The sequence below is a fragment of the Streptomyces sp. RP5T genome (genome assembly GCF_003933965.1).
GTDB lineage: Bacteria > Actinomycetota > Actinomycetes > Streptomycetales > Streptomycetaceae > Streptomyces.
Genome location: NZ_RSAJ01000389.1, coordinates 1 through 8,041, shown reverse-complemented (window position 1 = coordinate 8,041; position 8,041 = coordinate 1). Strand labels below are relative to the sequence as shown.

Annotated in this window: 7 protein-coding genes; all 7 read left to right on the top strand. The window is 70.0% G+C overall.

What is annotated here, in order from left to right:
- The first annotated feature begins 43 nt into the window (after nt 1-43).
- Complete coding sequence (locus EHS43_RS30840; RefSeq protein ID WP_125193985.1) at nt 44-610, top strand: dihydrofolate reductase family protein; 567 nt, start codon at nt 44-46, stop codon at nt 608-610.
- A 97-nt stretch (nt 611-707) separates the two neighbouring features.
- Complete coding sequence (locus EHS43_RS30835) at nt 708-1,496, top strand: methyltransferase domain-containing protein (RefSeq protein WP_125193984.1); 789 nt, start codon at nt 708-710, stop codon at nt 1,494-1,496.
- Between the two features lie 705 nt (nt 1,497-2,201).
- Nucleotides 2,202-2,975 carry an isoprenyl transferase gene (locus EHS43_RS30830; RefSeq protein ID WP_125193983.1) on the top strand — a complete coding sequence of 258 codons (774 nt, stop codon included), beginning with the start codon at nt 2,202-2,204 and terminating at the stop codon, nt 2,973-2,975.
- A gap of 324 nt (nt 2,976-3,299) precedes the next feature.
- Entirely contained in the window at nt 3,300-4,625 is a 1,326-nt protein-coding gene (locus tag EHS43_RS30825) for a PhoH family protein (protein WP_125193982.1), read from the top strand.
- 398 nt (nt 4,626-5,023) lie between these two features.
- Nucleotides 5,024-5,707 (top strand): lytic transglycosylase domain-containing protein, encoded by a 684-nt coding sequence (locus EHS43_RS30820; protein ID WP_260470793.1) that lies wholly within the window; start codon nt 5,024-5,026, stop codon nt 5,705-5,707.
- Nucleotides 5,708-5,833: 126 nt separating this feature from the next.
- On the top strand, nt 5,834-7,180 hold the full coding sequence (locus EHS43_RS30815; RefSeq protein ID WP_125193981.1) for an AI-2E family transporter: 1,347 nt from the start codon (nt 5,834-5,836) through the stop codon (nt 7,178-7,180).
- Between the two features lie 155 nt (nt 7,181-7,335).
- On the top strand, nt 7,336-8,041 hold a 706-nt coding region (locus EHS43_RS30810), incomplete at its 3' end, for a MarR family transcriptional regulator (RefSeq protein WP_125193980.1).

The window sequence follows — 8,041 nt, the reverse complement described above, 5'->3', positions numbered from 1 at the left end:
ACCTTGGTGCGATCCTCTCTCCCTCGCTCAGGTCAGGTGTCCGATGCGGAAAATCGTCCTGATGATGTCCATGTCCCTCGACGGTTACATCGAGGGCTCCGACCCGGACGACATCAGCTGGCACCGGGTCGACGACGAACTGCACGCGCACATGAACGCCACGATCGGCGCCATGGGCGGTCTGCTGCACGGCCGCCGCGTCTACGAGCTCATGGCCGACTTCTGGCCCACCGCCGACGCCGACCCCGACGCGCCCGCCTCCGTCAGGGAGTTCGCCCCGATCTGGCGGAACCTCCCCAAGGTCGTCTACTCCCGGACCCTCAAGCACGTCGAGTGGAACTCCACCCTGGTCCACGAGGTCGTACCGGAAGAGGTCCGGGCGCTGAAGGAGCAGCCGGGCGGTGATCTCGCCCTGGGCGGGGCCGACTTGGGGGAGACCTTCCTGCGGTACGGCCTCGTCGACGAGCTGCGGATCTACATCCACCCCGCCCTCGTCGGCGGCGGCAAGCCCCTGTTCCCGCACTCCGACACCCTGACCTCCCTCCGACTCGTCGAGTCGCACACCTTCGGCAACGGCGTAGTACTGCTGCGGTACGAGCCGACGTCGTAGGGAACCAGTACGAGCCGACGCCGTGGGGAACGACCTGACGGCCCGCTCCCCGAAAATGGACGGCGCCCCTCCCCGTCCCCCTGTCACGATCAACCCCATGACCTCCCGACACACCCGTACCTTCGAGGACCTCGTCGCCGAGGGCGCCGCCGTGCCCACCGCCGGGTGGGACTTCTCGTGGTTCGAAGGGCGGGCCACCGAGGCACGGCCCTCGTGGGGTTACGCGCGCTCCCTGGCCGGACGGCTGGCCGCGGCCGCCGCCTCGCTCGACCTCCAGACCGGTGGCGGCGAGGTCATGGACTTCGCCCTCGGGCAGGGAGTCGCGACGCCCGTGCTCGCCGCCGCCACCGAGGGCTGGCCGCCGAACGTCGCGAAGGCCACCGCCCTGCTGCGCCCGCGCGGCATCGTGGTCGTCGCCGCGCCGGAGGACGCGCCGCTGCCCTTCGCGGACGGGACCTTCGACCTGGTCAGCAGCCGGCACCCCGTCAGCCCCCAGTGGGCGGAGATCGTGCGGGTGCTGCAGCCCGGTGGCACGTACTTCGCCCAGCACGTCGGCCCGCGCAGCGTCTTCGAGCTCGTCGAGCACTTCCTCGGCCCGCAGCCCCCCGAGCAGAGCTCGGACCGCCACCCCGAGCGGGAACGCGCCGCCGCCGAGGCCGCCGGGCTGGAAGTCGTGGACCTGCGCGCGGAGCGGCTGCGGATCGAGTTCCACGACATCGCCGCCGTCGTCCACTTCCTGCGCAAGGTGGTGTGGATGGTCCCGGACTTCACCGTGGCCGCGTACGAGTCCCGACTGCGGTCCCTGCACGAGCGGATCGAGGCCGAGGGCCCCTTCGTCGCCCACAGCACCCGTCATCTCTTCGAGGCCCGCAAGCCGCTCGTCTGACGGGCGGGTCCACGGAGACGGCTTCTGGAGACGGCTTCAGAAAGCTACAAAGTGGACAATCGGCGCATCGTGGGCCGATCTGCCCCGTATATCCATGGTCTTCACGGGGTTTCCACATCGTTATCCCAGGCGGCTCGCATCCGGGCCTCGGCTGACGTAAATTCAAGCCGAGGCAATTCGCGTCAGCAAAGCTGCGCGGTGGCACCGCGCAGAGGAGGGGGCTGCGCGGTGCCGCGCCCACTTCCCGGCGTCAAAGAAACGTTCCGACCCGGATTCACCCACGCGGGCGACGTCCTACGTCCCCATGATGCCGCCGCGATTCGGTCACGAAACCTCCATGAACAGGGCTTCGGTCGTCCATCGCGCCGTTGCCGTCCGACTCCGGAGAGTAGTTGTGGCACGCCGGTGCACGCATCAGCCCTCACGAAGGGTTATGGTGGAAACCCCCCCTCGGGCCGGTCCGTCTCCCCCCCACGGACCGGCCCGTTTTTTGTGTCCTGAGGTGCCCAGGGGTCCCTGGGAGGCGTCTTGAGGTACCTGACACCGCGCGGGGCCCGCGGCGGCCGGCGCTCCGCCGCACGGCGCGAACGGTGTCCCGCGGCCTGTCCTTGCCCATGCGCCCGAAGGCCCCGTGCAGTTGGCGACCGGCGACCCCCGGTACGCTCTAGCCGCGGGGACCGCCATCTCAGAGGGGCTGACTTTCACGTGAACCTGCGCGACAAGCTGCGCGGCCTGCTGGTCAGGCTCTACGCACGCCGGGTGGAAGGCCACCTGGACCACGCCCAGGTGCCCAAGCACATCGGTGTCATCGTGGACGGCAGCCGGCGCTGGGCGAAGGCCGCCGGTTCCACCCCTGTCGACGGCCACCGCGCCGGCGCGGAGAAGATCGAGGAGTTCCTCGGCTGGTGCACCGAGACGGACGTCGAGGTCGTCACCCTCTGGCTGCTGTCGACGGACAACTTCAACCGCCCGCCGGAGGAGCTCGGCCCCCTCCTCGGCATCATCGAGGACGTCGTGCGCACCCTCGCCGCCGACGGCCGCTGGCGCGTCCACCACGTCGGCACCCCGGACCTGCTGCCCTCCCCGATGCAGACGGCGCTGAAGGAGGCGGAGGAGTCCACCGCCCACGTCGACGGCATACTCGTCAACGTCGCCATCGGCTACGGCGGCCGCCAGGAGATCGCCGACGCCGTACGGGCGATGCTGCTCGACGCGCACGAGAAGGGCACCTCGATGGAGGAGCTCGCCGAGGCCGTCGACATCGACATGATCGGCCGCCACCTCTACACCGGCGACCAGCCCGACCCCGACCTGGTGATCCGTACCAGCGGCGAGCAGCGGCTGTCCGGCTTCATGCTCTGGCAGACCGCCCACTCGGAGTACTACTTCTGCGAGGTCTTCTGGCCGGCCTTCCGGAAGGTCGACTTCCTGCGTGCGCTGCGCGACTACGCGGCCCGCCACCGACGCTACGGCGGCTGACGGGCGCCTGCGGAAGCAGTCCGGCTACCCCGTTCTGGGGCGGAAGTAACAGGGAGTTCACCAGCGCGCCGTCCTCTGCGTGGGCATGGCGGCGCGTTTTCGAGGGCATAAGCCAGTCAGGTCGATGCCCGAACCACGGGTGTCGGATCTCAGCGGGCGGCACGGGGCCGTCCGCCCGGGAGGCCCTTTGCACCAGCCTTGCCGTGCGGTCACAGCACGGAAGAAGCAGTGGAGGGCCGGTCCCCGGCCCGTGCAAACGGGCCGTCGACCGGTCCAGCTCCACTCCGTCGCTCCCCGACCTCTTCCGAGGGGGTACGTCCTTCCGTGGTGACCAGCACAAAGCGCCACAAGCCAGACCGGCGCACTTATGTCCTCGACACCAGTGTTCTGCTGTCGGACCCCAACGCCCTGAGCCGCTTCGACGAGCACGAGGTCGTGCTTCCCATCGTCGTGGTGACGGAACTGGAGGCCAAGCGGCACCATCCCGAACTCGGCTACTTCGCCCGGCAGGCCCTGCGCCTGCTCGACGACTTCCGGGTCCGGCACGGCCGTCTCGACGCTCCCATCCCGATCGGGGACCTGGGCGGAACCGTTCGTGTCGAGCTCAACCACTCGGACCCCAGCGTGCTGCCCAGCGGCTACCGCCTGGGGGACAACGACTCCCGCATCCTCGCGGTCGCCCGCAACCTGCAGGCCGAGGGGTACGACGTCACCGTCGTCTCGAAGGACCTCCCGCTCAGGATCAAGGCGTCCTCGGTCGGTCTCCTCGCCGAGGAGTACCGCGCCGAACTCGCCATCACGGGCTCCTCCGGCTGGACCGGAATGTCCGAACTGACCCTGCCCGGCGAGCAGGTGGACATCCTCTTCGACGAAGGCCATGTCTACGTCCCCGAGGTGTCCGACCTGCCCGTGCACACGGGGCTGACCATCCACTCCGAGCGCGGCAAGGCGCTCGGCAGGGTCTCGCCCGAGGGCAACGTCAGGCTGGTGCGCGGCGACCGGGAGGCGTTCGGCATCAAGGGCCGCAGCGCGGAGCAGCGCATCGCGCTGGACATCCTCCTGGACCCGGACATCGGGATCGTGTCCATGGGCGGCCGGGCCGGCACCGGCAAGTCGGCGCTCGCGCTGTGCGCGGGTCTCGAGGCGGTCCTGGAGCGCCGCCAGCACAAGAAGGTGATGGTCTTCCGGCCGCTGTACGCGGTGGGCGGGCAGGAGCTCGGCTATCTGCCGGGCTCCGAGTCCGAGAAGATGAGCCCCTGGGCGCAGGCGGTCTTCGACACACTGTCCGCGGTCACCAGCCGCGAGGTCATCGAGGAGGTCACCGCGCGCGGGATGCTGGAGGTCCTGCCGCTCACCCACATCCGCGGCCGCTCGCTGCACGACGCGTTCGTGATCGTGGACGAGGCGCAGTCCCTGGAACGGAATGTGCTTCTGACCGTTCTGTCCCGCATCGGCGCGAACTCACGGGTCGTTCTGACCCATGACGTGGCACAGAGGGACAATCTCCGCGTCGGTCGCTACGACGGTGTCGTCGCCGTGGTGGAGAAGCTGAAGGGGCACCCGCTCTTCGCGCACGTGACCCTGACGAGGTCCGAGAGGTCCCAGATCGCGGCCCTTGTGACCGAAATGCTGGAGGACGGCCAAATCTGAGGTAGTACACGCCCGTTGGCGCCGTCCGGAAAGGCCAAGAGCCTAGCCGGGCGGCGCCTTCGCGTGTCGAGGTTTCTCGAAATCCCTGGGGTCAAACGGGATGTGAGCTTTCACACGCAACTCAGAATTGCCACCCGGCGTCCGGTTACGGCAGAGTCTCGGTTCTGTCAGGCCCCGCATACGGCACACCTGTACCCCCAGCGGTACGGCACCACAGCAGGACCACCAACTCCATAGTCGACGCCGTATGCCGCCCGCGCACCACGCGGCGCTCCCCGCAGGGGAGTTGCCCACCGGGCCCGCGCCTCCCGTGACCCCGTTAGTTGGGAGGCCAGTGTCTAGGGGCACGATTGCGTCCGCCAGGGTCACCGAAGCGGGCGATGCTGGAAGGAAACCGTGTGAGCCCGATTTCGGTCCGGGGATTCGCAGTGGCCTCCGCCACCGCGGTCACCGCTGTAGGTAGCGTTGTCGGAGTAGCCTCCGGCAGTGTCGCGCAGCCGAACGACGCCGAGGCGACGGCAGCCGACACGACGCTCCTGGCGGACATCCCCGCGGGTGAGCAGGCTCAGGTGCAGACCGCGTCCCTCACGCAGCAGGCCGACACGCAGGCCATCGCCGCGGACGCGAGCGCCAAGAAGATCGCGGAGGAGTCGGCCCGCAAGGCCGCCGCCAAGTCCGCGATCCAGAAGAAGGAGGCCGCCGAGCAGGCGGCCAAGGAAGCCAAGGAACGCGCCGAGGCCAAGGAGAAGGCCAGCCGGAGCGCCTCCAGCTTCCCGGTCCAGAGCTCGTACACCGTCGCGCAGATCCAGGCGATGGCTGCCTCGATGGTGCCGAGCGGGCAGTTCCAGTGCTTCAGCAACATCGTGGACCACGAGTCCAGCTGGAACTACCGGGCCGTCAACGCCTCCTCCGGCGCCTACGGTCTCTTCCAGGCCCTGCCGGGCTCCAAGATGTCGTCGGTCGGCGCCGACTGGCAGACCAACCCGGCGACCCAGATCAAGTGGGGCCTCAACTACATGGACAGCCGGTACGGCAGCCCCTGTGAGGCCTGGTCGTTCTGGCAGGCCAACCACTGGTACTGAGCGCGCCCGGCTCTCAACCTTGCGAAGCCCCTCCCCGTCCTAGGGGGAGGGGCTTTCGCCATGTACGGTCGGACCGGACGACTCCAGGGGGGAGTGGTGAGGAGAGACGGGGGAAGAGGACGGATCATGTCGCGAGTGCCAGGGTGGATCGGTCGGGTCGGTGCCCGCCTGACCGATGTGGGAGAGCGGTTGGACGAGCGCCGCGCCGAGGTGGCCCGCGAGGAGGCCGACGCCGAAGCGGCCGAGCAGCCCGAGCGTGGGCCCGGCAGGACGGCCAAGGCCGTCTCCCGGCCGCCCGTCGTGCTGGTCCCCCGCCCCGACCCGGCGCAGGCCGTGCCGTGGGGCGTACGGGTCGCCGCCGAGGCCGGCTGGCGCCTCCTGGTCCTCGCCGGCACCGTCTGGGTGCTGATGCGGATCATCAGCTCCGTCCAGCTGGTCGTCTTCGCCTTCGTCGTCGCCCTGCTCATCACCGCCCTGCTCCAGCCCACGGTGGCCCGCCTCATGCGGCACGGCGTCCCGCGCGGGCCCGCCACGGCCCTCACCGCGATCCTCGGCTTCGTCATCATCGGGCTGATGGGCTGGTTCGTGACCTGGCAGGTCATGGAGAACATCGACGACCTCTCCAACCAGATCCAGAGCGGCATCGACGATCTGCGCAACTGGCTCCTGAAGAGCCCCTTCCACGTCACCGACAAGCAGATCAACCAGATCGCCAAGAACCTGCGTGAGGCGGTCGGCGCCAACACCGACCAGATCACCTCGGCGGGCCTGGAGGGCGTCCAGGTGGTCGTGGAGGCCCTCACCGGCATCCTGCTGACCTTCTTCTCCACCCTCTTCCTGCTCTACGACGGCCGGCGCATCTGGGGCTGGACGCTGAAGCTGGTCCCCGCGGCCGCCCGTCCCGCCGTGGCCGGCGCCGGCCCGCGCGCCTGGCGCACCCTGACCGCCTATGTGCGCGGCACGGTCCTGGTGGCCCTCATCGACGCCGTCTTCATCGGCATCGGGATCTACTTCCTCGACGTCCCCATGGCCGTCCCGCTGGCCGTCTTCATCTTCCTGTTCTCGTTCATCCCGCTCGTCGGCGCGGTCGCCTCCGGCGCGCTGGCGGTCCTCGTCGCGCTGGTCACCCAGGGCGTGTTCACGGCGGTGATGACCCTCGCCGTGGTCCTGGCCGTCCAGCAGATCGAGGGCCACATCCTCCAGCCGTTCATCCTCGGCCGCGCGGTGCGTGTCCACCCGCTCGCGGTCGTCCTCACCGTCGCGACCGGCGGCATGGTGGCGGGCATCGGCGGCGCCGTGGTGGCCGTACCGCTGGTGGCGGTGACGAACACGGTGGTGAGTTACCTCAAGGCGTACGCCGAGGAGCAGGGGGCGCCGCCCGAGGCCGAGGACGAGGTCGTGACGACGCGGGACGAGGCCGCGGCGGAACCGCCTCCGGACCCTGAAAAACATGCCTCGGATTCGGTCAATTGAGCGCCGAACACAGTGTTTTGAGCGTCCTGGTGACTCAACTTCCGTCAACTAGGGGCAGGTAGGAAACCCGCCCCCGGAATATGCGTTCGGACTGATACACCTTCCCTCCTCAGCGCTACGCGTCAGGCGTATGTGCGAGAAGGCGGGGGGGTGTGATGTCGGGCCACGAACTCCTGGCACAGGCCCTGGCCGAGTGCGGCCGCGACGGATTCACCGGAGAACTGCGCATCACCGGGACACCCGGAGGCACCTTCCACTTCGGCGACGGCCGGGTGGTCGCCGTGGAGTCGCCCGGCGCCCCGGGCCCCGAGGCACTGCTGCTGCGCTCGGGCCGGGTCAGCGGCGAGCAGTGGGCCGAACTGGTCCGGGAGTCCGGCGGCGCGCGCTGGCCGGCCACCGCGCTGATCGCCCACGGCTACGCGGGTGCCGCGCAGCTCAGGGTGGTGTGCGCGCTGGCCCTGCACGACGCCGCCTTCGCGATGGCCGCGGGCCGGGTGCAGGAGTGCGAACGCCGCGCCACCGCCGAGCCGTTCGCGCAGGTCCCGCTGGGTGAACCGCCCCTGCGGCTGCTTCAGGAAGCGCTGCGCAGACTCACCGCCCTCGCCGGCCTGCCGCACCCCGTGCACCCCGACCGGGAACGCCCCGTGCGCTCCGGCACGGACCGCGCGGCCGACGGCCTGCGACGCGAGCTGCTCACCCACGCCGACGGCCGCAGCACCTCCCGCGACCTCGCCTTCCGGGTCGGGCGCGGGGTCTACACCGTCAGCGTCGAAGTCGCCCGCATGCTCGACGAAGGGCTCCTAGTGTGCGCGGGACCGCCCGCGCCGGTCGCGGTCCGCGCGCTGCCCGACGGCGACGAGC

What these genes read in the sequence shown, in the direction of transcription:
- EHS43_RS30815 (WP_125193981.1), top strand. Translation starts at nt 5,834, where the DNA reads ATGTCGCGAGTGCCAGGGTGGATCGGTCGGGTCGGTGCCCGCCTGACC.
- EHS43_RS30840 (WP_125193985.1), top strand. Translation starts at nt 44, where the DNA reads ATGCGGAAAATCGTCCTGATGATGTCCATGTCCCTCGACGGTTACATC.
- EHS43_RS30835 (WP_125193984.1), top strand. Translation starts at nt 708, where the DNA reads ATGACCTCCCGACACACCCGTACCTTCGAGGACCTCGTCGCCGAGGGC.